Annotated in this window: 20 protein-coding genes and 1 tRNA gene; 7 read left to right on the top strand and 14 right to left on the bottom strand. The window is 59.1% G+C overall.

Annotation, left to right across the window (positions count from 1 at the left end):
- Together ACGSLL_RS20590 and ACGSLL_RS20595 are read left to right on the top strand one after the other, a co-directional pair.
- Positions 1 to 2,681 (top strand): RHS repeat-associated core domain-containing protein (locus ACGSLL_RS20590; protein WP_394507739.1); only part of this gene is annotated, 2,681 nt, incomplete at its 5' end.
- A complete protein-coding gene (locus ACGSLL_RS20595) occupies positions 2,678 to 3,103 on the top strand; it encodes a DUF6896 domain-containing protein (protein ID WP_394507740.1) in 426 nt (141 codons plus the stop codon). The genes ACGSLL_RS20590 and ACGSLL_RS20595, both read left to right, overlap by 4 nt.
- Before the next feature lie 89 nt (positions 3,104 to 3,192).
- On the opposite strand, the gene ACGSLL_RS20600 is transcribed toward ACGSLL_RS20595, so the two are convergent.
- The 4 genes from ACGSLL_RS20600 to ACGSLL_RS20615 form a co-directional block, all read right to left on the bottom strand.
- Entirely contained in the window at positions 3,193 to 3,360 is a 168-nt protein-coding gene (locus ACGSLL_RS20600; RefSeq protein WP_394507741.1) for a hypothetical protein, read from the bottom strand.
- 118 nt (positions 3,361 to 3,478) lie between these two features.
- Complete coding sequence (locus tag ACGSLL_RS20605) at positions 3,479 to 3,898, bottom strand: YMGG-like glycine zipper-containing protein (protein ID WP_090282530.1); 420 nt, start codon at positions 3,896 to 3,898, stop codon at positions 3,479 to 3,481.
- A gap of 135 nt (positions 3,899 to 4,033) precedes the next feature.
- Complete coding sequence (locus ACGSLL_RS20610; RefSeq protein ID WP_394507742.1) at positions 4,034 to 4,405, bottom strand: bacteriocin; 372 nt, start codon at positions 4,403 to 4,405, stop codon at positions 4,034 to 4,036.
- 300 nt (positions 4,406 to 4,705) lie between these two features.
- Positions 4,706 to 4,894 carry a hypothetical protein gene (locus tag ACGSLL_RS20615; RefSeq protein WP_394507743.1) on the bottom strand — a complete coding sequence of 63 codons (189 nt, stop codon included), beginning with the start codon at positions 4,892 to 4,894 and terminating at the stop codon, positions 4,706 to 4,708.
- Between the two features lie 225 nt (positions 4,895 to 5,119).
- On the opposite strand from ACGSLL_RS20615, the gene ACGSLL_RS20620 reads away from it, so the two are divergent.
- Complete coding sequence (locus tag ACGSLL_RS20620; protein ID WP_394507744.1) at positions 5,120 to 5,398, top strand: hypothetical protein; 279 nt, start codon at positions 5,120 to 5,122, stop codon at positions 5,396 to 5,398.
- 55 nt (positions 5,399 to 5,453) lie between these two features.
- On the opposite strand, the gene ACGSLL_RS20625 is transcribed toward ACGSLL_RS20620, so the two are convergent.
- From ACGSLL_RS20625 to ACGSLL_RS20640, 4 genes are all read right to left on the bottom strand, one after another.
- Positions 5,454 to 5,774, bottom strand: a complete 321-nt coding sequence (locus tag ACGSLL_RS20625) for a YbjQ family protein (RefSeq protein ID WP_394507745.1) — start codon at positions 5,772 to 5,774, stop codon at positions 5,454 to 5,456.
- Between the two features lie 96 nt (positions 5,775 to 5,870).
- Positions 5,871 to 7,151 (bottom strand): Y-family DNA polymerase, encoded by a 1,281-nt coding sequence (locus ACGSLL_RS20630; RefSeq protein ID WP_394507746.1) that lies wholly within the window; start codon positions 7,149 to 7,151, stop codon positions 5,871 to 5,873.
- Positions 7,138 to 7,569, bottom strand: a complete 432-nt coding sequence (locus tag ACGSLL_RS20635; protein ID WP_394507747.1) for a LexA family protein — start codon at positions 7,567 to 7,569, stop codon at positions 7,138 to 7,140. Before ACGSLL_RS20635 ends, ACGSLL_RS20630 begins: the two co-directional genes overlap by 14 nt.
- A 198-nt stretch (positions 7,570 to 7,767) precedes the next feature.
- A tRNA-Ser gene (locus ACGSLL_RS20640) sits at positions 7,768 to 7,857 on the bottom strand.
- Between the two features lie 292 nt (positions 7,858 to 8,149).
- Between ACGSLL_RS20640 and ACGSLL_RS20645 the strand changes: the two genes are divergently transcribed.
- The 3 genes from ACGSLL_RS20645 (at position 8,150) to ACGSLL_RS20655 (ending at position 10,884) form a co-directional block, all read left to right on the top strand.
- Positions 8,150 to 8,839 (top strand): crotonase/enoyl-CoA hydratase family protein, encoded by a 690-nt coding sequence (locus ACGSLL_RS20645; RefSeq protein ID WP_332761749.1) that lies wholly within the window; start codon positions 8,150 to 8,152, stop codon positions 8,837 to 8,839.
- A 218-nt stretch (positions 8,840 to 9,057) separates the two neighbouring features.
- Positions 9,058 to 9,780: a lysophospholipid acyltransferase family protein gene (locus tag ACGSLL_RS20650; RefSeq protein ID WP_394507748.1), complete on the top strand. Its 723-nt coding sequence runs from the start codon at positions 9,058 to 9,060 to the stop codon at positions 9,778 to 9,780.
- Positions 9,781 to 9,912: 132 nt separating this feature from the next.
- On the top strand, positions 9,913 to 10,884 hold the full coding sequence (locus ACGSLL_RS20655; RefSeq protein ID WP_206414991.1) for a magnesium and cobalt transport protein CorA: 972 nt from the start codon (positions 9,913 to 9,915) through the stop codon (positions 10,882 to 10,884).
- Positions 10,885 to 10,975: 91 nt separating this feature from the next.
- Here ACGSLL_RS20655 and ACGSLL_RS20660 read toward each other — a convergent pair whose 3' ends face one another.
- The 3 genes from ACGSLL_RS20660 to ACGSLL_RS20670 all read right to left on the bottom strand — a co-directional run bounded on the left by ACGSLL_RS20660 (position 10,976) and on the right by ACGSLL_RS20670 (position 15,172).
- Positions 10,976 to 11,704, bottom strand: a complete 729-nt coding sequence (locus ACGSLL_RS20660) for an amidotransferase (protein WP_394507749.1) — start codon at positions 11,702 to 11,704, stop codon at positions 10,976 to 10,978.
- Positions 11,705 to 11,796: 92 nt separating this feature from the next.
- Entirely contained in the window at positions 11,797 to 13,941 is a 2,145-nt protein-coding gene (locus tag ACGSLL_RS20665; protein WP_394507750.1) for a 3-hydroxyacyl-CoA dehydrogenase NAD-binding domain-containing protein, read from the bottom strand.
- Positions 13,942 to 13,966: 25 nt separating this feature from the next.
- Positions 13,967 to 15,172, bottom strand: coding sequence for an acetyl-CoA C-acetyltransferase (locus tag ACGSLL_RS20670; RefSeq protein WP_394507751.1), 1,206 nt, complete (start codon positions 15,170 to 15,172; stop codon positions 13,967 to 13,969).
- 627 nt (positions 15,173 to 15,799) lie between these two features.
- Between ACGSLL_RS20670 and ACGSLL_RS20675 the strand changes: the two genes are divergently transcribed.
- Positions 15,800 to 16,579, top strand: a complete 780-nt coding sequence (locus ACGSLL_RS20675; protein WP_394507861.1) for a c-type cytochrome — start codon at positions 15,800 to 15,802, stop codon at positions 16,577 to 16,579.
- A 118-nt stretch (positions 16,580 to 16,697) separates the two neighbouring features.
- Here ACGSLL_RS20675 and ACGSLL_RS20680 read toward each other — a convergent pair whose 3' ends face one another.
- Genes ACGSLL_RS20680 through ACGSLL_RS20690 form a run of 3 tightly spaced genes read right to left on the bottom strand, consistent with a single transcriptional unit; the run spans position 16,698 to position 19,870 of the window.
- Complete coding sequence (locus ACGSLL_RS20680) at positions 16,698 to 17,501, bottom strand: transglutaminase family protein (RefSeq protein ID WP_394507752.1); 804 nt, start codon at positions 17,499 to 17,501, stop codon at positions 16,698 to 16,700.
- On the bottom strand, positions 17,498 to 18,448 hold the full coding sequence (locus ACGSLL_RS20685; protein WP_007914063.1) for an alpha-E domain-containing protein: 951 nt from the start codon (positions 18,446 to 18,448) through the stop codon (positions 17,498 to 17,500). Before ACGSLL_RS20685 ends, ACGSLL_RS20680 begins: the two co-directional genes overlap by 4 nt.
- Before the next feature lie 12 nt (positions 18,449 to 18,460).
- A complete protein-coding gene (locus ACGSLL_RS20690) occupies positions 18,461 to 19,870 on the bottom strand; it encodes a circularly permuted type 2 ATP-grasp protein (RefSeq protein WP_090282516.1) in 1,410 nt (469 codons plus the stop codon).
- Between the last annotated feature and the right edge of the window lie 262 nt (positions 19,871 to 20,132).

Raw genomic sequence — 20,132 nt, forward strand, 5'->3', positions numbered from 1 at the left:
CCGACGATGGCAGCGTCGCGGTGCAGTACGTCGACGGCACCGAAGAAACCTACGTCCACGACGACCGCGCGCGGCTGGTGCGCAAGGTCGAGGCGGACGGCGGCGAACACCTCAAGGCCTATGACGCGGCGGGCCGCTTGATCGCCGAGCAGGACCCTTTAGGCGCTGTCACCGAATACCGCTACGACGAAGTCGGACGGCTGATCGCGCTGATTCCACCGGACGACGCGCCAACGTCCTACGAGTATCGCAACGGTTTCCTCTACCGGCGTTCGCGCGGCGATGCGGTGTGGACTTATCAGCGCAACGCCGAGGGCGATGTCACCGAAGCGGTCGACCCTGACGGCCAGGTCACTCATTACTACTACAACGTGCGGGGGCAACTGCTGTCGATCCGCTACCCGGACAGCAGTCGCCATAAGCTGGTGTGGAATCCGCTCGGTCAGTTGACCGAAGAAACCCTGCCCGACGGTGGCGTGCGGCGTTTTTCCTACGACGCATTGGGGAGGCGAACTACAAGTGCTGACGAACACGGCGCCGTTACCCGCCAACAGTGGGACGCCGTTGGTCGACTGATCCAGACGACTTTTCCTACCGGCAGCAGCCACGCCTACAGCTACGGCGCCTACGGCCAGGTCACCGCCGAACGCGACGAACTTGGGCGCATCACCCGTTACGAGTATGACGATGACTTGCACCTGGTCTCGCGGCGGATCAATCCCGACGGCACGCAGGTGCAGTACCGCTATGACCATGCGCAGCTACTGCTCACCGAGATCGAAAACGAGTCCGGGGAAAAGTATCGGCTGGACTACACGCCAAGCGGATTGATCCGACAGGAAATCGGATTTGATGGGCGCCGGACTGCGTATGCCTACGACCTGAACGGGCATCTGCTGGAGAAGACCGAGTTTGGCGATGACGGCTCGCAGCTAGTCACCGCCTATAAGCGCGATGCGGCCGGTCGCTTGCTGGTCAAGACCCTGCCCGATGGTGTGAAGGTCGAATATTCCTACGACCGCCTCGGCCGCCTGATCGCCGTCGATGACGGCCACAACCACGCGCTGGCCTTCGAATACGACCGCCAGGATCGGCTGATCACCGAACACCAGGGCTGGGGCACCCTGCGTTACGGCTACGACGCCTGCGGTCAGCTCAAACGCCTGCGCCTGCCGGACAACAGCAAGCTCGACTACCACTACGCCAAGGGCGGCGCGCTGAGCGCGATCGACCTCAACGGCACACCGCTGACCCGCCACGTCTACCAGTTCGGCCGCGAAGTGCAGCGCCAGCAAGGCCTGCTGCTCAGCGAATATGCCTACGACGAACAGGGAAGATTACTCGCTCACGCCGTAGGCCATCAGCGCGATTCGGTTTACCGCCGCGATTATGCCTACAGCGCCAACGGCAACCTCGCGCACATCGCCGACAGCCGCCACGGCCAGCGCACCTACGGCTACGACGCCCTCGACCGGTTGATCCGCGTCCGCCACTCACGCGACGAACTGCCCGAATCCTTCGCCCACGACCCGGCCGGCAACCTGCTGATGCAGGACCGCCCCGGACCGAGCCAAGTCAAAGGCAATCGCCTGCTGATGCAGGGCGACCGGCATTACGACTACGACGCCTTCGGCAACCTGATCCGCGAACGCCGCGGCAAAGCACAGACACTCGTCACCGAATACCGCTACGACAGCCAGCACCGCCTGATCGGCCTGACCCGCCCCGATGGCCAGACCGCGACTTATCAATACGACGCTTTCGGTCGGCGCATCCGCAAAACCGTCGACGGCCAGACCACCGAATTTTTCTGGCAAGGCGACCAGCTCGTCGCCGAAAGCAGCGAGAACGAATACCGCAGCTACGTCTACGAACCGGGCACTTTCCGCCCACTCGCACTGCTCGACGGCAAAGGCCCGAAAAAAGCCTGCCCGTTCTACTACCAGCTCGACCACCTCGGCACCCCGCAGGAACTCACCGACTACGGCGGCGACATCGTCTGGTCCGCGCAATACGACGCCTACGGCAAAGTCGCCGCACTGACCCTCGCCGGCGACGATTACCTGAACCAGCCGCTGCGTTTTCAGGGGCAATACTTCGATGCCGAGAGTGGCCTGCATTACAACCGTCATCGGTATTACGACCCGAGGCTGGGGCGGTATCTGACCCCGGACCCGATCAAGTTGGCCGGTGGGTTGAATCAGTACCAGTACACGCCGAATCCGACGGGGTGGGTGGATCCGTTGGGGCTGAACTCCAACTGCCCGCCGCCGAAGAAGCCGGGTTGTGAGGTGCCGGGGGCGAGTGATGGGGTTAAGGTTGACGAGGGGGAGCCCCAATTACCACGCGTAACTCATGGCGTAGATCCCAAAACACTGAAACGAACACATGCCCTTATGGGCAAAACCTCAACTAAACTAATCGAGCTAATGAGAGATGAAATGCGAAGCAATGGATTTAATAGCGATTACCCTATAGATGTTGCTGAGCATAACGGCACACATTACATTCTGGACGGTCATCATCGAGCTTCGGCCGCACGACAAACCTCTACGGAAGTTACAATACAACTGATAACCAATATACGAGATCACCACGGCACCTTAAACACTATTGAGGAGGTACTAGAATCAGCCGATAACGTTGGCAATGACAGACTGGAGCATCACAGAAGAAGATGAACAAACAGCATAACGACATTGAAGATCTCATTAATGACTTCCTCGCTAAGGTTGACACTGCGACGTTACTACTCGAGAAAAAATTTGGTACGAAAAATATTCTCAGGCTTTGGCGCAGCAACCAAATACAACGTTGCGGCGACATAACTAGTGACGCTCAGTATGAACTCCATGGAGTTGGCTGCATTGTTCACTTAGCTACCGAATCAGTGAATTTCGACTATGGGTTCAACAACAGAATTGACGGATTCGATGCATGGCGCCTGTACATCTATGCTTTGGACAGACCACTTACGTATAAAAAATTTTGCGATAAGAAAATACTCGAAAAAGAGTTTAACGATTTAATCTTGTCCAAAAAAATTGAAAAAATGTCCGCATCTGACAGCCTTTATATCCTTGCAAGTAACCCTCATTCATGAGAAAAACCAAGTGAGAATTACACGTTTGAAATTCCTAATATTCAAAGGGCCTAAAACAACAGGCCCTAAAAATTCAATCCAAAAGTAGATTACTGCTCATCCTCATCCTCCTCATACTCCATATCCGCCTTATCCGCATCATTCAACGGCACCGTCGCATCATCCATCAACGACCCCGGATCCTCATTCCCCGGATCATTGATAAACGGCTGTCCATTCGGGCCCTTCTCTTCTTTGCCTTCAGTTTCAGGAGTCATGGCGAACCTCTTGATCGCGTGGGATGTATGACGTTCGAAAAGCCCCGCCGCCAATCGTTCCTCTTTCCAACTGCCAGACACGAAAAACCCGGCGCCACGCCGGGTTTCCGTGGATCAATCAGCGATGTTTATTTTTGTGTTTGTTCTTGTGCTTATGGCCGCCGGAATGAGATCCACCGTCGTCGTCGCCAAGGTTGTTACCGACCGCACCGCCCGCTGCGCCGCCTAGACCGGCGCCAATAGCGGAGCCGGTGGAGCCGCCGAGGCTGTTGCCGACGACCGAGCCGCCTGCGGCGCCAAGACCGCCACCAATTGCGGCTTCGGTTCGATTGCGTTTGTCCGCGCCGACGGCACTGCCCGCCGCGCCGCCAACACCCGCGCCGACCGCTGCTCCCGTGCTGCCGCCGAGTTGTCCGCCAACCACATTACCCAGCACACCGCCGAGACCACCGCCCACGGCAGCGCTGCCGTCTCCGGCAGCCATCGCGCCCTGCGCCACGAACAAACCGAAAAACAGTGCAGATAATGACAATCGCATTTGAACCTCGCAGTTCCCGAATCGGGACAGTCCGCCCAAGCGGGGCGTATGCAGATTGGAGATGATTTCTGACGAAACGTTCAGCCATGAAAAAGCCCGACATCAAGTCGGGCTTCTTCTGACCAGCCATCAGGCTCAGTGACGCTTGTGACCTTTGCCCAGGTTGCTGCCCACCGCGCCGCCGGCCGCTCCACCCAGACCCGCGCCAATAGTCGCGCCGTTCCGGCCGCCCAGACTGTTGCCGATCACCGAACCACCGGCCGCGCCGACACCGCCGCCGATCGCCGCTTTGGTGCGACTGCCCTTGCGTGCGGCGACTGCGCTGCCCGCTGCGCCCGCGACGCCAGCGCCAATGGCGGCACCCGTGCTGCCGCCCATTTTCTGACCGACCACGTTACCCAACGCGCCACCCAGGCCGCCGCCCAGCGCAGCGGTGCCGTCGCCAGCAGCCATTGCACCTTGAGTAACCAGAAGGCCAAGAACCAGAGCAGGCAGTGTTAAACGCATGACGAAAACCTCAAATAAACGGGATGACAAGAAGGGCCGGGATTTAATGCGCTTGGCGCGGGAAAGTCCAGACGCACGCGACAGCGTCGTTTGGACCGCAATCAGAGAAAAGGTTTTATGCCAGACAAAAAAAAGCCCGCTGGGGAGACGGGCTGGAGACTTGCTTTCTAACGGATGGCTTCACCCTACGTTGACCAACGTGAAAAGTTTGTGAAAAAAAAACCACATTTATGTCAACGCCATGGGCACATTCCTGCACACGTAAAAAACCCCGTTCGATGACGGGGCTACGGGGCAAAATCACTTTCTGGTCCTTGCCGTGACCTTGGGCAGGAATTTCGCTTTCGGCCCTTTTGGGGCCGTGGATTTGATCTTGCCGATGCTCACCGGATCTTCGCCAAAACCCGACTGATACTCCGACTGACCGCAGCGCACACAGTTATTGAATGAAAACTCAGCGCCATCATCTTCGACATACGGATCTGTCATAGCCTCTCCCCTGCATAACCGGGTCGACACCGGCAAAACAGTTTTGCCTGAAAAAATATCGCCCCTAGCGCGCTTGAGACTAGTCGGTCACTACTGGACTTGCCGTTCAACCATGCTGATCACCGACGAATGGATCAAGCGACGCGACCATAGCGATCCTCCCCTAAAGATTTTCGTTGAACAGCCGTTGCCCTTGTTCCTACCAATGAATCTCAAGGAGAGATCATGCAGATCAACGGATTCCCGAACATGCCAGTCGTAAAACTCACGGACGAGCAGATCGCAGCCGGCAAAGCCGCTGCGGAAAAACTCAAGGAAAAGATCGCCTCGGGCGAGATCACCATCAAATACCCGGACAAACCGCTTCTGCAGCCAGGCGTCATTTATCATCCCAGCGAGCCAACGCCATCGACCCAACCTGACGGAACACCGCCTCTTGTCGCCATCGATACACCGCTGACCTATGACTCAAAAGGTGCGGTGACTCTCAAGCCGCAAGGCTGATTGACGCGGCCAAGCCCATTCCTTGTGCGAATGGGCTTGGCCCTGACGGCGATGATCAGCGCAGCTTCACCGCCGTTCCGGTCACAAAAACCACCACCATGCCACCCTTGCCTGCCGGCATGCTGATCTCGAAATCCACGCCGACCACGGCGTCAGCCTGCAATGCCCGCGCACGCTCCTTTAGTTCGTCGGTTGCCTGAACGCGAGCTTCCTTCAACGCACGCTCCAACGTCTGCGACCGCCCGCCAAAGAAGTCGCGCATGCCCGCGAACATATCGCGGATAACGTTGACGCCTTGTACAGACTCGGCGCTGACAATGTCCAGGTACGCGGTGATCTGCCGCCCCTCGACGGAATGAGTGGTGGAAATGATCATGAGAAACGTCCTTTTATTGCGAAAGTGAAGGCCGCGATTGTAAGGCCGATCCACTCGATTGAAGCAACGCGACACCAAACCGGAATCCTTGTGGCCTCAATTGCATTTAACCACCCACAACTGATCGATCCTCGTCGTAAAACTCGAACTCATCATCTCCCGCCGCATTCCCCAGGCAGGATCCGTCGGCACGCTCGCCGCGCGCAGCGTCCCGCTGCCCCAGCGCTGATTGATCCGATCGAGAACGCCCATCACTTTCTCCGCCGCCTGCGGTTGGGACTCAGCGAACAAGTCCTGGGTAAATTCTCCGCGCTGGCGCAGATCCATCAACAACACCTCAGCCTTGCTGTACTTGAAGCCCGGCCTGAACAACCGGTCAACCGCCTCGCTCGCCGCCTTGCACAGCAAGCGCACGTCGTTCGTCGGGTAAGGCAGCTCGATCAGCGCGCCATTGGCGTACTTGGCCTCCTCCGGATTGAACATGCCGGTGCGGATGCTCACGCGGATCTTCTTGCATAAGGAGTCCTGCGCGCGCAGCTTTTCTGCGGCGCGATGCACATAGGTCGCCACCGCTTCCTTGATCGGTTCGATTGTAGTCAGGCGTTTACCAAACATGCGGCTGCTGCAGATTTCCTGCTTCGGCGGCTCTGTTTCCGACAGCTCCAGACAGGATGTTCCGCCCAGCTCGCGCGCAGTCTTCTCGATCACCACACTGAATTTGCGCCGCAATGTCCACGGATCAGCCTTCGCCAGGTCCATCGCGCTTCTGATCTGCATGCTTTCAAGATGCGCTTTCATCCGTCGGCCAACGCCCCACACGTCGCCCACGTCGGTGTTGCGCAGTACCCAGTCACGTTTGACCGGGTCGCAAATATCGACAACACCGCCGGTGTGCGCCTGTAAGCGTTTTGCCGTGTGATTGGCGAGTTTGGCCAGTGTCTTCGTCGGCGCGATGCCGACGCCGACCGGGATACCGGTGCGTTTGTAAACGGCAGCACGAATGGTCCTGCCAAACGCCGTCAGATCGCCAGGAATGCCACTGAGATCGGCGAACGCCTCATCGATGCTGTACACCTCGACGGCGGGCACCATGGACTCGATGATCGTCATCACCCGTTCGCTCATGTCGCCATACAGCGCGTAGTTACTGCTGAACACCTGGATGCCGTGCCGGAGCAGATCATCGCGAATCTGAAAGTACGGCGCGCCCATCTTCACAAAAGGTTTGGCGTCGTAACTGCGCGCGATAACACAACCGTCGTTATTGCTCAGCACCACGATCGGCGTCTTCGCCAGATCAGGCCGGAATACCCGCTCGCAGCTTGCGTAGAAGCTGTTGCAATCGATCAGGGCAAAGACCTGGTCACGATTTGCCATGGTCGCGCACGCTGTAAGTCACCACGCCCCAGATAACCAGCTCGTCCCCCTCCATCACATAGCGCGGCGGGTACTTACTGTTGGCCGACAGCAAAATAATAGTGTTATCGCGCATGTGCAGGCGTTTGCAGACCGGCTCGCAATTGAGCCCGGCGATAACGATATCGCCATGCTCGGCCGTGCGGCTGCGATCGACAATCACCAGATCGCCGCAAAATATCCCGGCATCGCGCATGCTCTCCCCTTCGATCTTCGCCAGATAAACGTGCGGCGCACGAATCTCGAAAACCTCATCGAGGGAAATGTGCTTTTCGATGTGATCAGCCGCCGGCGAAGGAAAACCCGCAGGAATCTGAAACGAATACAGCGGAAGCTTTTCGCCGGCGTCGGCAAGGGGACCAAGGAAGGTGACGCTCATGTGACGAACCTGATAGTGAGTTTACTGTATGCGCATACAGTAAACGCGTGAGGCTTCAGTCGGTCAATGAGGTGTGTAGGAGATTTCGACGGGTGACAGGGTTTTGTACAGCTTTAAGCAAATAGCATTTTTCAAACGCCAAAAACCACAAACCCCCGACCTTCTCTAGGAAAATCAGGGGTTTGTGTTTACTGAATGTGGCGGTGAAGGAGAGATTCGAACTCTCGATACAGTTTCCTGTATACACACTTTCCAGGCGTGCTCCTTAAGCCACTCGGACACTTCACCGTATCTCTTCAAACATGTTCTGTCTGTCGAGGCGCGCTAATGTAGTCGAAAGCTTTTGCGATGGCAAATTTTTTTTTAGAATTTTCATGCGGTTAAGCGAGAAACGTTTCCTGCATCGGCGGGCCATGCCAAACCGGCCAATCTCCGGTGGTCTCCGTGCGTCCTTATAGAAGCAAGCGCCTCGTTGCGCAGGTAGAACCGGAAAACGGTGACTGGCGGGTCAGTCACGGCGCTTTACCTGGCCTGCGGCGGTGGGTAACGTCTGCCCATCTTTCTAATAAGGAATAGCGTCATGAGTGAGCTGATTGCCTACCACCTCGAAGACGGTATCGCGACCCTGACCCTGAACAATGGCAAGGTCAATGCCATTTCGCCGGATGTGATTGCGGCATTCAATGCGGCGCTGGATCAGGCGGTGACTGATCGTGCCGTGGTGATCATCACCGGGCAGCCGGGAATTCTGTCGGGTGGTTATGATTTGAAAGTCATGACCGCCGGGCCGAAGGAAGCGGTGTCGCTGGTGACGGCCGGTTCGACATTGGCGCGTCGTCTGCTCGCTCACCCGTTCCCGGTCATCGTCGCTTGCCCAGGGCATGCGGTGGCGAAAGGCGCGTTCATTCTGTTGTCGGCCGACTACCGGATTGGCGTCGACGGCCCGTTCAGCATCGGTCTGAACGAAGTGCAGATCGGCATGACTATGCACCATGCGGGTATCGAGCTGGCGCGTGATCGTCTGCGCCGCTCGGCGTTCCATCGCTCGGTGATCAACGGCGAGATGTTCGATCCGCAAAGCGCGGTAGATGCCGGCTTCCTCGACAAGGTAGTTTCGGCCGAGGAGTTGCAAGGGGCCGCCCTCGCCGCTGCGCGTCAGTTGAAGAAGATCAACATGACGGCGCACAAGAACACCAAGCTGAAGGTACGCAAGGCGCTGCTGGAAACTCTCGATAACGCGATCGCGATGGATCAGCAGCATCTGGGTTGATCCCTGGCGAATGCAGAGCACCAGAAAAGCCCGACCGTCGTGTCGGGCTTTTTCTTACGCCCGTTGTTGAACATTCGCGGGTGGCTCTAGGACGCGCCTGACAGCCCCCACTGAAACATGCGCTTAAACATCGCCTATCTGCGCCCTCTATGGCGGCAATTGCCGAAAACAGTGCACATCCGTACACTGCGCCACCTTTTGTCCCGATGGGCCTGAAAATGCTGTTCGTGTTTCGTATGTTGTTGATGGGCCTGCACTTTATACTGGCCGGTGTGCTTGGTGTGATTCTTGGGCTTTGCCGTCCGTTCAATCCCGACAACAGTCGCCTCTGTGCCCGCCTCTACGCACTGCCGGCAATGTGCATCTTGCACCTGCGGGTGAAGTCCGAGGTCAGCGGCCTGATGAACAAGCCCGACAGCTGCGTGATCATCGCCAACCATCAGTCCAACTATGATCTGTTCGTGTTCGGCAACGTGGTGCCCCGGCGTACCGTGTGCATCGGCAAGAAGAGCCTTAAGTGGGTGCCGCTGTTCGGGCAGTTGTTCTGGCTGGCCGGCAATGTGCTGATCGACCGTGGCAACGCGCACAAGGCGCGCCAGTCGATGCTCACCACCACCCACACCTTGCAGAACGAAGACACGTCGATCTGGGTGTTCCCGGAAGGCACGCGTAATCTGGGTGAGGAACTGCTGCCGTTCAAGAAAGGCGCGTTCCAAATGGCCATCGCCGCCGGTGTGCCGATCGTTCCGGTGTGTGTCAGCAGTTACGTTAAACAGATGCGCCTCGATCGCTGGCGCAGCGGCGACATTCTCATACGCTCGCTACCGGCCATTCCTACCGCCGGCCTGACCATGGACGACATGCCCAGGCTGATCGATCAGTGCCGCGAACAGATGCGCGAGTGCATCGCATCGATGGACCGGCAACTGCAAGCCGCGTGAAATGAAGCCCGCCCTGTGCGGGTTTTCTTTTGCCGGCTGAACTGTGCAGATTTCACTGACTCTCAAGCAGCGACACGGCTAAGCTGATGCCGTGAATCCCTGCCACCTGCCAAGAAGAAGTGAATCACCACCATGGGTCGAGTTGTTGCTGCTGCGGTGTACAGCGAAGGCAAGAAAGTTAGCGATATTTCCATCGACGAAGGCGCAGCCTGGGCGGCAAAACCCGGCCACTTTGTCTGGATCGGCCTTGAAGAACCGGACGCCCAGGAACTGTTCAATCTGCAACGCCAGTTCAACCTGCATGAACTGGCCATCGAAGACGCTCTGGAAAAACACAGCCGGCCGAAACTGGAAACCTTCGGTGACGCTTTGTTTATCGTCACCTACTCACCGGTGCGTGAAAACGGCGTTCTGCAATTCATCGAGACGCATATTTTTGCCGGCAAGGGCTACATCATCACCGCCCGCAACGGCCATTCGGCGTCGTACGCGCATGTCCGTCAGCGCTGTGAGGCACGGCCGCTGCTGCTGGAGCACGGCGAAGATTTCGTCCTGTATGCCTTGCTCGATTTTGTCATCGAGAATTACCAGCCCGTGGGCGAAGCAATTCATGCCGAGATCGATGAGCTGGAGCGCAACGTCTTGTGTAGCGCGTTGAACGAGCGTGACATTCAAAAGCTGCATGGCTTGCGCCGTGATGTCGTGCGCCTGCGCCGCTACGCAGCGCCGATGGTGGAAATTGGCGAGGAGCTGCAAAAGCTCAGCTTCCCGTTTATCGACAAGAACATGCGCCCGTACTTTCGTGACGTGCAGATTCATGTCACGCGGCAGATGGAGGATCTCAGTACGCTGGCCGATATCGCCAGCCAGACCATCGAGATTGGCGTGTTGCTCGAGGCGTCACGGCAGAGTGTGGTGCAGCGCAAGTTTGCCGCGTGGGCAGCGATTCTGGCGTTCCCGACGGCAGTGGCGGGGATTTACGGGATGAACTTCGAGAACATGCCGGAGTTGACCTGGCACTACGGCTATTTTGCGGTGCTGGGGTTTATTACGGTGGGGTGTGTGGGGTTGTGGACGAGTTTCAAGCGGTCTGGGTGGTTGTAATGGGAATCGAGTTGTCCGGGCGATTCGCGAGCAGGCTCGCTCCCACATTGATCGGTGTCAAAGTTGGGAGCCAGACTGCTCGCGAAGCTTTTCAGCCTTGAACGGTTTCCGGCTTGTGCGCGACAAAACGCATCATCCATTCGGCGACCGTCGCGCCGTGGTGCTCTTGCTCAAGGCTCGCCACGCCTTGACTGTAGATCTGCGAACCCAGCGCCTCCTGACGCAAATCGAGCAACGCTCGCGAATAGTCGTGGATGAATTCCGGGTGCCCCTGGAAGCACAGCACTTGATCGTTGATGTGGTACGCGGCAAATGGGCAGAAGTCGCTGGAAGCGATCACCGTGGCGTTTTCCGGTAGCGCAGTGACCTGATCCTGGTGGCTGATCAGCAGCGTCAGTTCTTCGCGCACCGGGCTCATCCACGGCGCCTTGGCCGCCAGCTTGTATTGGTGCGTGCCAACGCCCCAGCCTTGGGTGGCGCGCTCGCTTTTGCCGCCCAGCAGCAGCGCCAGCAGTTGATGGCCGAAGCACACGCCCAGCAGCTTGTCGCCACGCTGGTAGCGGTTGAGCAGGTATTGCTTGAGGGTCTGGATCCACGGGTCAGTACCGAACGAATCGGCCTTGCTGCCCGTGACCAGATACGCATCGAAGCTCAGCTCATCGCTGGGGTATTGGCCCTGCATCACGTTGTAGACGGTGAACTCGGCGGCAATCGGTTGCTGCGAGAACAGGCGCTGAAACATCTGCCCGTAACCCTGATATTGGTCGACCAGTTCCGGACGCAGGATGTCGGTTTCCAGAATGCAGATGCGTAGCGACATAAAAAATACCTGACACGTGATGGGTATATTGCACACCCCAGAGCCTGCCCTGAAACACCCGGCCAAGGCAAGCCCCGCAGTGCTCCCGTGTCTTAGAACAGTTCACCTTTCGCCGCTTTGTCCAGCAACAGTGCCGGCGGTGCAAAGCGCTCGCCGTACTGCTCGGCCAGGTACTGCGCACGGGCGACGAAGTCCTTCACGCCGTATTGGTTGATGAACTGCAGAGCGCCGCCGGTCCACGCGGCGAAACCGATGCCGAAAATCGAGCCGACGTTGGCGTCAGCCGTCGAGGTCAACACCCCCTCCTCCACACAGCGCACGGTTTCCAGAGCCTGTACGAACAACAGTCGATCACGCACATCCTTGGCTGGAATCTGCCCGTCGGCCTTCTCGAAACGCGCCTTCAGTTCTGGCCACAGATGCTTCTGCGCACCGACCGGGTATGCATAGAAACCGCCGCCGGCCGCTTTGCCCGCGCGCTTGTATTCGTTGAGCAGCAAGTCGATCACGGCGAAGGCCGGGTGCTCAGTCAGCGGTTTCCCTTCAGCCTGTAGGTCCTTGGCGGTTTGCTGACGGATATGGCTCATCAGGCTGAGGGAAACTTCGTCAGAGATCGCCAGAGGCCCGACCGGCATGCCCGCCTTGCGCGCTTCGGTCTCGATCATCGGCGCGCTCACGCCCTCGCCGAGCATGGCGATACCTTCATTGGTAAAGGTGCCGAATACCCGCGAGGTGAAGAAACCGCGGCTGTCGTTGACCACGATCGGGGTTTTCTTGATCTGCAGGACGAAATCGAAACCACGGGCCAGGGTTTCAGCACTGGTGTGTGCGCCTTTGATGATTTCCACCAGCGGCATCTTTTCCACCGGGCTGAAAAAATGCAGACCGATGAATTTTCCCGGATCAGGCACAGCAGCGGCCAGCCCGGTGATCGGCAGGGTCGAGGTATTGGAAGCGATCACCGCTTCCTGTCCCACGACACGCTGTGCCGCCGCAGAAACCCGGGCCTTGAGTTCGCGATCTTCAAACACCGCTTCGATGATCAGGTCGCAACCGGCCAGATCGGCATCATTGTCGGTGGTCTGAATCCGCGCCAGTACTGCCTCGCGCTTTGCCGCGTTCATCTGGCCGCGGGCGACTTTTTTGTCGAGCAACGACGTTGAATGCGCTTTGCCCTTCTCGGCGGCGGCGAGATTGATGTCTTTGAGCACCACGTCGATACCCGCCGACGCGCTGACGAAAGCAATGCCGGCGCCCATCATCCCCGCGCCGAGCACACCGACTTTCTGCGTCCTGTAAGGGGCGAAACCCTGAGGCCGCGAACCGCCGGCATTGATTTCGTTGAGCTGAAACCAGAACGTGCCAATCAGGTTTTTCGAGATCTGCCCGGTGGTCAGTTCGGTGAAATAACGGGTTTCGATCAAATGCGCGGTATCGAAATCAACCTGCGCGCCCTCCACCGCCGCGCAGAGAATTTTCTCCGGCGCTGGCAACGTGCCCTGGGTTTTCGTGCGCAGGATCGACGGCGCAATCGCCAGCATCTGTGCGACTTTCGGGTTCGACGGTGTACCGCCGGGAATCTGGTAACCCTTCACATCCCAGCGCTGCACCGCCGTCGGGTTGGCGACGATCCAGGCGCGAGCCCTGGCCAGCAATTCGTCTCGATCCGCCGCCAGCTCGTCGATCAACCCTGCCTGCAGCGCTTGCTGCGGACGGACTTTCTTGCCTTCGAGCAGATACGGCAGGGCTTTTTCGATGCCGAGCATGCGCACCATGCGCACCACGCCGCCGCCACCTGGCAACAGGCCCAGGGTCACTTCCGGCAGACCGAGCTGCACCGAAGCATCGTCGAGCGCCACCCGGTGGTGGCAGGCCAGACAGATCTCCCAACCGCCGCCCAGCGCCGCACCATTGATCGCCGCGACCACCGGTTTGCCGAGGGTTTCCAGGGTGCGCAATTGCCCTTTGAGGGTTAGCACCATGTCGTAAAAAGCTTTGGCTTCGGGCTTGCCGACTTTGATCAGCTCGTTGAGGTCGCCGCCAGCAAAGAAGGTTTTCTTCGCCGAGGTAATGATCACCCCGGCAATCTGATCCTTTTCCGCGACCAGCCGGGCGACGCAAGCGGCCATGGCCTCGCGGTACACGGCGTTCATGGTGTTGGCGCTCTGGCCCGGCAGGTCAATGGTCAGCACGACGATGCCGTCCGGGCCTGCTTCGTAACGAATGGCTTGGTTCATGACACGGTTCCTTGAATGCGAGGGCTCAGAGGCGTTCGATGATGGTGGCAATGCCCATGCCGCCGCCGACACACAGCGTCGCCAGGCCGTAGCGCAAGCGCCGCGCCTCCAGCTCATCGAGCAGCGTGCCGAGAATCGCGCAGCCGGTGGCACCGAGCGGATGGCCCAAGGCGATGGAGCCGCCGTTGACGTTGACCTTGTGCGGATCAACGGCCATGTCCTTGATGAATTTGAGCACCACCGAGGCAAACGCTTCGTTGACCTCGAACAGGTCGATGTCCTCCACACGCAGCCCGGCCTTGGCCAGAGCCTTGCGAGTGGCCGGTGCCGGGCCGGTGAGCATGATGGTCGGGTCGGTACTGGTCACTGCCGTGGCGACGATGCGCGCGCGTGGTTGCAGGCCCAGCGCTTTGCCCTTGGCTTCAGAGCCGATCAGCATCAGCGCGGCTCCGTCAACGATCCCCGAACTATTGCCGGGCGTGTGCACATGATCGATTCGCTCGACATGGCTGTAGACGCGCAGCGCGGTGGCGTCGAAGCCCATCTGACCAATCATTTCGAAACTCGGCTTGAGTTTGCCCAACCCTTCCAGCGTCGATTCGGCACGAATGAACTCATCGTGATCGAGCAGGATGATGCCGTTCTGGTCCTGCACCGGCACCAGTGATTTGTTGAACGAGCCATCGGCCCGGGCCCGCGCGGCTTTTTGTTGGGAGTGCAGCGCGTAGGCATCGACGTCGTGGCGGCTGAAGCCCTCAATTGTCGCGATCAGGTCCGCGCCGACGCCTTGCGGAGTGAAATGGCTGTGCAGGTTGGTTTGCGGGTCCAGCGCCCAGGCGCCACCATCGCTGCCCATCGGTACCCGCGACATGGATTCGACGCCACCGACCACGACCAATTCTTCGAAACCCGAACGCACTTTCATCGCGCCAAGATTGACCGCCTCCAGGCCCGAGGCGCAGAAACGGTTGATCTGCAGCCCCGCCACGCTGACGTCCCAATCAGCGACCTGCACTGCGGTTTTGCCAATGTCCGCGCCTTGATCGCCAACCGGCGTGACGCAGCCGAGTACCACATCATCGACCTGGCTGGTGTCCAGCGCGGTGCGTTGCTGCAATGCGGTCAGCAGCCCGGCGACCAGATTCACCGGTTTGACACTGTGCAAGGCGCCGTCGGCCTTGCCTTTGCCGCGGGGCGTGCGTAACGCATCGAATATCAAAGCTTCGGTCATGGCGTCCTCGAACCTGGGCGGTCAGTGAATGGTTGTTGCCTCACTCTCGACCGCAACGGCCGAGGATTCAATGACCCCAGCGCTCAAAGCGCTTGACGCACACGCTCAGACGGACGGTCGTCAGCCATCAGGTGAACCGGTTCAGGTCGGCGAGTTGTCTAGCCAGCGGCCAGCAAAGAAGCTGGCAATACGCCTCATAGCGTTTTAATCGCTGATCGCAGCAAGGACATATGAAATGGATCTAAGGCACGGTCAGCGTGGGCCCTAATGTAGAAGGTGTACGTCATGGTCGTCGGGTTTTGCCGAGGCCGGCGTTCTTCAACAGGAAGTGCAGCGCGTGCCGTCATGGATATGCAGGCAGGCATCAGGAAATAACAATAAAGGCGGTCAAGCCATGTTCAAACAACCGAAAGTACGTCAAGCAGGGCTCATTCTTTTTGCCACGACGCTGTTGTTGATTTTGCCGAATCTGACCAAGGTCATTGGCTGAATCAAGCGGCAGGTGCAGTCAATCGCTACTGAATATATGACTGGCCCGCTATCCGGGCCAGCGTGGCTGTGCCAATCTTTGCGCCTTTCCACGACAGGGATGGCGTTCATTTGAAAGCGCTCATTGTGTTCGGGGCGATGCTGCTCAGCATGCCCTTGTCAGCCGCTCAGCTTGATGTGCAGTTGGGCGCAACCGCTCGCACCTGGCAGACCGAGGAATTGCTCAAGCATCCTCAAGTGCAAACCCTGACGATCAAAGACGACGTGTCCTACAAAAGGGACATGACCTATCGCGTCGTGCCAATGGCCGCGTTGCTGACCGGTATCCAGCCGCAAGACCACCTGCAAGCGGTCGCGCTGGACGGCTTTGCCGCAGAGTTGGCTGCGGCGCCGTTGCTCAACCGTGACGGCGCACGAGCGTGGCTGGCCATCGAAGACCCGGCGCAGCCCTGGCCACCGCTGGCGGCAGGCAAGCATAGTGCCGGGCCGTTCTATCTGGTCTGGAGCGATCCGCAGAAAGGTCACATCAGTCCCGAGCAATGGCCATTCGAAGTGGCGAGCATCAAGCGCATGGCGCCCGTCGCCGAGCGCTTCCCTGCCCTGCTGCCTGACCCGGCGTTGAAAACGAATGACCCAGTGAATCGGGGCTTTGCGCTGTTTCAGAAAAACTGCCTGGCGTGCCACCGCTTGAACGGCGCGGGAGACGCGCAATTCGGGCCGGACCTGAATATTCCGTACAACCCGACCGAGTATTTCGGTGCGGACTTCCTCAAGCGCTACATCCGCGATCCGCAGAGTTTGCGCCAGTGGCCGCAGGCGAAGATGCCGAGGTTTTCCGCAGAGGTGTTGCCGGATGGGGAGCTGGAAATGTTGGTGGGGTATCTAAAGCATATGGCCGGACGCAAGGTTAAGCCCTGACGCCATTCCCCTTGTGGGAGCGAGCCTGCTCGCGAAGGCGGTGCATCAGTCGCTGAATTGCTGGCTGATATATCGCTTTCGCGAGCAGGCTCGCTCCCACAGGAGTTATAGGTAGGCCTTATTGTTGTTGCACAGAAATGACCGGCGTCGGCGACACCAGCACCTTCGCATGCATCTGCTCACACCCGCCGCCACGGCGCATGCCGCGTACCGGGCAGGCATCCAGATAATCCAGGCCCACCGCCAGCTTCAGATGTCGCTCGGGCCGCGCCAGTTGATTGGTCACGTCGAAGCTGTACCAGGCGTCATCCAGCCAGGCTTCCGCCCAGGCGTGACTGGCCAGATGCTCGCAATCCTCGCTGTACAGATAGCCCGATACGTAACGTGACGGAACCCCCAGGCTACGGGCGCAGGCCAGAAACGCGTGGGTGTGGTCCTGGCACACACCGGCGCGCCCGGCAAAAGCTTCGCTGGCGCTGGTGTCGACTTCAGTCGAGCCCGGCGTGTAGGTCATGTACTGATTCAAACCATGCATCAAGTCGATCAACGCCGTGCGATCACGGCGCTGCTTGCAGGATTTTTCCGCGAATGCGCGCAGCGCCTCGTCCGCCTCGGTCAGCCGGGTAAAGCGCAGGAATGGCAGTGCCGACTGGCTCTCGTGTTCGGCCTCGCGCAGTTCGTCGATATCGACCTGTCCGCGCGCACCGATGATGATCGCTTCGTGCGGCTCGTCCATGGTCAGCACATGCAGAATATTGCCGAACGGATCGAGTTGCGCGCGCACCGGACGCGGCAGGTCGAGTTGCCAGCTCAGCACATGCTGACGTTCGCTGTCGTGAGGTGTAAGGCGCAGGTACTGGATGCTCGCGCGCACCTGATCTTCGTAGTGATAGGTGGTCTCGTGGCTAATGGAGAGTCTCATGCAGCCTCCAGGTAGGAACTGTGAATGGCGTTGCCCAACTGGCGCACCAAGGGGATGAATTCGGTCAGCCAGGCGTGCAGGCCTTCCTCGAGGATTTCGTTGATGCCGGTGTAGCGCAGGCGCGCGTCCATTTCCGCGGCCAGACGTTGCGCCGGGCGCCCGTTGGCACCGGGCAGCTGCGCGAGGATCTGGTCGATCTCTTCGGTGCAGGCGCGCAGCGAACGCGGCACATCAGCGCGCAACAGCAGCAGTTCGGCAACGTGACGGGCGCCGGGGGCGTCGCGGTAGATTTCGGTGTAGGCCTCGAAGGACGACAACGCGCGCAGCAAGGCACTCCACTGGTAATACGCGTGCGCGGTACCGTCGCTGACGGCTTCGGCCTGATCGCCGGCCATTTCATAACGGGCATCGAGCAAGCGCAGCGTGTTGTCTGCGCGCTCGATGAACGTGCCCAGACGAATGAAGCGGAACGCATCGTTGCGCATGATCGTGCCGTAGGACGCGCCACGAAACAGGTGCGAACGCTCCTTGATCCATTCGCAAAAACGGCTCATGCCATAGCGGCTCAAGCCCTGCTCGGCGATCCCGCGAATCTCCAGCCAGGTCGCGTTGATGTTCTCCCACATGTCCGCTGTGATTCGCCCGCGCACCGCATGAGCGCTGGCCCGTGCGGCGCCGAGGCAACTGTAGATGCTGGCCGGGTTGGCCGCGTCGAGGGCGAAAAAGTGCAGCAGGCGTTCGGCATGCAGTGCGCCGTGGCGCTCCAGATAATCATCGAGGGTGCCGGTGATCAGCAGCGGCATCGCCAGCTCATGCAGACCATCACCACGCCCGTCCTGCGGCATCAGCGACAGCGAATAACTGATGTCGAGCATGCGCGCGAGGTTTTCCGCGCGCTCCAGATAACGCGACATCCAATACAGATCCGAGGCAGTTCTACTTAACATGGCAAGCTTCCTTCAATCCTCGACCACCCAGGTGTCCTTGGTTCCGCCACCCTGAGAGGAATTCACCACCAGGGAGCCCTCGCGCAGCGCGACACGGGTCAAACCGCCGGGCACCACCCGGGTTTCGCGTCCGGACAGGACAAACGGGCGCAAATCGATATGGCGCGGCGCAATGCCATTTTCGACAAAGGTCGGACAGGTCGAGAGCGACAGCGTTGGTTGGGCGATGTACGCATGCGGTTTGGCTTTGATGCGCTCGCGAAACGCGTCGATTTCGGCCGTCGTCGCGGCCGGCCCCACCAGCATTCCGTAACCACCGGAGCCCTGGGTTTCCTTGACCACCAGATCTGGAAGATTGGCCAGCACGTGGGACAGTTCAGACGGGTTGCGGCATTGCCAGGTCGGCACGTTTTTCAGGATCGGCTCTTCGTCGAGGTAGAAGCGGATCATGTCGGTGACAAACGGATACACCGATTTGTCATCCGCTACGCCGGTGCCGATGGCATTGGCGAGCACGACATTGCCGGAGCGGTAAGACGACAGCAGCCCTGGCACACCGAGCATCGAATCCGGATTGAACGCCAGTGGGTCGAGAAAGGCGTCATCGAGGCGACGATAGATCACATCGACCGCTTTCGGGCCGTCGGTGGTGCGCATGAACACCTTGTCATCACGCACGAACAGGTCCGCGCCCTCGACCAGTTCCACGCCCATTTCCCGCGCCAGGAACGCATGCTCGAAAAACGCACTGTTGAAGCGCCCAGGCGTCAACACCACCACACTCGGGTCATCGATCGGGCTTGAGCTTTTCAGGGTGTCGAGCAACAGGTTCGGGTAGTGGTCGATCGGCGCAATACGCTGGGCGGAAAACAGTTCGGGAAACAGGCGCATCATCATCTTGCGGTCTTCGAGCATGTAGCTCACGCCGCTCGGCGTACGCAGATTGTCTTCGAGCACGTAATAGGTACCGTCGCCGTCGCGCACCAGATCGACGCCGGAAATATGCGAATAGATATCGCGGTGCAGATCCAGGCCTTGCATCGCCAACTGGTATTGCTCGTTGGCCAGCACCTGTTCGGCGGGAATGATCCCGGCCTTGATGATGCGCTGCTCGTGATACAGGTCGGCGAGAAACATGTTCAGCGCCTTGACCCGCTGGATGCAGCCGCGCTCGACGATCCGCCATTCACTGGCAGGAATGCTGCGCGGGATAGTGTCGAAAGGAATCAGGCGCTCGGTGCCCTGCTCGTCTCCATAGAGCGTGAAGGTAATCCCGGCGCGGTGGAACAGCAGATCGGCTTCGCGCCGCCGTTGCGCCAGCAGTTCGTCCGGCGTATCGGCCAGCCATCGGGCGAACTCACGATAATGCGGGCGAACCTGGCCGCCGGCATCGTACATCTCATCAAAATAGGTGCGGATCATGCCGTACTCCTTGTCACCCGGACATACAAGCCTTCGCAAGGCCCGTGCCATCGGCATAAACGCTTTGATTTCAATCGGTTGGATATTCACATCGCAGACGCCGCACCATTCCTGTGCGACAAATGCTCCAACAGGATTGCCCCCGCTTCATTGCGACGCATTGCAACGACTATCACCAGCATAGTCAGAACTGATTTCACTGCCCGCTGCGGCGTACGGATAATCCGCGCATTCGCTGCAAAACTTCGCCGGCCACCGCCTC

Source organism: Pseudomonas retamae, assembly GCF_043496865.1.
Lineage (GTDB): Bacteria > Pseudomonadota > Gammaproteobacteria > Pseudomonadales > Pseudomonadaceae > Aquipseudomonas > Aquipseudomonas retamae.